This window comes from Allobosea sp. CER48 (assembly GCF_044752385.1).
Taxonomy (GTDB): Bacteria; Pseudomonadota; Alphaproteobacteria; order Rhizobiales; family Beijerinckiaceae; genus Allobosea.
On record NZ_JBIWYK010000449.1, the window covers coordinates 1 to 2,478 of the forward strand.

Sequence of the window (2,478 nt, forward strand, 5' to 3'; positions counted from 1 at the left end):
CCGCTGCGAACAGCTGCCTGATCGCGGCCGCGTCCACCGATCAGGAGGCCGCGAGAGCGCTTTCGTTCCGCGGCTTGATCTCGACGGACTCGCCGCAGCCACAGGCCGAAACCTGGTTTGGATTGTTGAACACGAAGGTCGAGGAGAAGCGGTCGGTCTTGAAGTCGAGCTCCGTGCCGAGCAGGAAGAGCACCGCCTTGGCATCGACGACCACCGTCGCATCCTTCTCGGTCACGACTTCGTCGCCCTTGTTGATCGCGCGGGCTATCTCGAAGGTGTACTCCATCCCGGCGCAGCCGCCCTTCTTGACGCCTACGCGCAAGCCGAGCGCCGGCGCTTCGTCGCCAGCCGAGTGCGACATGATCTCAAGGATGCGGGCAGCGGCGGCGTCGGTCAGCGAGATGACCTTCAGGCCCGGTATCGAAAACATTCCTCGTCCCTCCTCGACCGGGTTCAAGGCCCGGTGAAGCAAGATTGTTCCTCTAACATAGGGATTGCCATGCCGCGCGTCGAGATGGCGCCGACGCGCCATGCAATCTGAGCCTCGCTGCCTCCACGCGAGGCGGATTGCGTATCCGGCCCTGACATGCACTCTGGCGCATCACCTCGCCTGCCCAACTCCCGGAAGAACCATGCCGCATCGCCTGCACCGTCCCGATTCGCTGCGTGCCCTCGTCCAAGACATGGTCGTGAAGGCCGGCTGGACGGAAGCCGAGGCACGCGAGACCGCCGATCACCTCGTGCTCGCCAATCTGAGCGGGCATGACAGCCATGGCGTCGGCATGATCCCGCTCTATTTCCAGTCGCTGGCGGATGGCAATCTCAGCCCGGAGTCGCAGCCGCAGACACGTGTCGATGCCGCGCCCTTCCTCATCATCGACGGCGCCGTCGCACTCGGTCAGCCGAATGCGCGCAATGCGGTGGACCGCGCCGTGGCGATGGCCAAGGCCGGCGGCGTCGCGATCGTGAACCTGCTCGATTCGCATCATATCGGCCGCATCGGCCATTATGCCGAGGTCGCGGCAGAAGCCGGGCTGATCTCGTTCTTCTGGGTGAACGTTGCCGGTCGCCCGCCGATCGTGGCGCCGCACGCTGCCAAGGAGGCGCGCTTCGGCACCAATCCGCATGCGATCGGCATTCCCGTTCCCGAGGGCGAGCCGCTCATTCTCGATTTCGCCACCAGCCGCATGGCCCATGGCAAGGCACGCGTCGCGCTGAACAAGGGCGAGCAGGTGCCGCCTGGCTACATCATCGATGGCGAGGGCCGGCCGACGACCGACCCGGCCCATGTCTTCGCGAGCCCGGACCACCCGCTTGGCGCGCTCCTGCCTTTCGGCGACCACAAGGGGGCCGGCCTCTCGCTGATCGCCGAGCTGCTCTCGGCCGGACTGATGGGCGCCGCCCGCATCGACGAGAAGCCGCAGAAGAGCTGGATCATCAATTCGCTCTTCGGCGTGATCATCGATCCCGCGCGGCTGGAGCCGGACGCGGCGCTGCGCAAGAGCCGCACCGAAAGCTACCTCGCCTTCGTGCGCGCGGCGAAGCCGCAGGATCCCGGCAACCCGGTGCTGGCGCCTGGCGACAAGGAGCGCAACGTCCGGGCCGAGCGGGCTGCCGCCGGTATCCCGCTCGACGATGAGACCTGGTCGCAGATCAAGGCCGCCGCGGCGCGCCACGGCATTGACGCCGACAGCTACTGAAGCCGGCATGTCGCCGCAGACCTACACCGCCTTCTGTGCCTCGCTGGCTGCGACGAACCACGTCGTGCAGTGGGGTGGCGCCGATGTCTGGAAGGTCGGCGAGAAAGTCTTCGCCATCGCGCGGCAGCAGGCGGATGGCGAGATGGCGGTGAGCTTCAAGTGCTCGCCGATGGCCTTCGACATCCTCAAGGAGCAGCCCGGCCTGAGGCCTGCGCCCTATCTCGCTTCGCGCGGCATGAAATGGATCCAGTGGCTGACCGGCGAGAGCATGCCCGACGATGCCCTGCAGGACTATCTGCGCGAGAGCCACCGCCTCGTCGCCGCTGGACTGACGAAGCGGGTGCGCGCCGGGCTCGGGCTCGGCTAGAGCAGCGCCTCGCCACGGAACATCGGCGTCGAGGCCCCCCCGACCCGCGAGCGATAGCCGTCGGCGACGCGACGCGACGTCACGTTCAGCAGGCTCGGGCGGCCCATTTCGACTCCCTGGGTGATCTTATAGGCCGCCGCTTCGCCGCCATCGAGGGATAGCAGCAGTGCGCCGAGCGTGGCGCTGGCGCTGCCGGTGGCCGGGTCTTCCCAGGTGCCGGCGAGCGGCGCGAACATTCGCGCCCGGATGTCGTTGCCGTCACGGGCGTAGAGGAACAGCGACAGCCGCCCCTGCAGTTCCGCGTGCTGGCTTTCGAGCTTGCGGAAGGCGGCGAGATCGGGCCCAGCCTTCGCAACCGCATCGGCCGCGACCTGCGCCAGAACGAATTTGACGCCGAGCGAGGCCTGGACA

General features: G+C 67.4%; 4 protein-coding genes. 2 read left to right on the forward strand and 2 right to left on the reverse strand.

Features of this window, described 5'->3' with window-relative positions:
- Nucleotides 1-40: 40 nt before the first annotated feature.
- Complete coding sequence (locus ACIPIA_RS14175; RefSeq protein ID WP_400510474.1) at nucleotides 41-430, reverse strand: HesB/IscA family protein; 390 nt, start codon at nucleotides 428-430, stop codon at nucleotides 41-43.
- Between the two features lie 202 nt (nucleotides 431-632).
- Here ACIPIA_RS14175 and ACIPIA_RS14180 point away from each other — a divergent pair, with 202 nt between their 5' ends.
- Nucleotides 633-1,700 (forward strand): malate/lactate/ureidoglycolate dehydrogenase, encoded by a 1,068-nt coding sequence (locus ACIPIA_RS14180; protein ID WP_400510475.1) that lies wholly within the window; start codon nucleotides 633-635, stop codon nucleotides 1,698-1,700.
- A gap of 7 nt (nucleotides 1,701-1,707) precedes the next feature.
- Complete coding sequence (locus ACIPIA_RS14185) at nucleotides 1,708-2,067, forward strand: MmcQ/YjbR family DNA-binding protein (RefSeq protein ID WP_400510476.1); 360 nt, start codon at nucleotides 1,708-1,710, stop codon at nucleotides 2,065-2,067.
- Here ACIPIA_RS14185 and ACIPIA_RS14190 read toward each other — a convergent pair.
- The coding region (locus ACIPIA_RS14190) for a PhzF family phenazine biosynthesis protein (protein ID WP_400510477.1) at nucleotides 2,064-2,478 on the reverse strand (415 nt) is incomplete at its 5' end. The two genes, ACIPIA_RS14185 and ACIPIA_RS14190, sit on opposite strands and share 4 nt — an antisense overlap.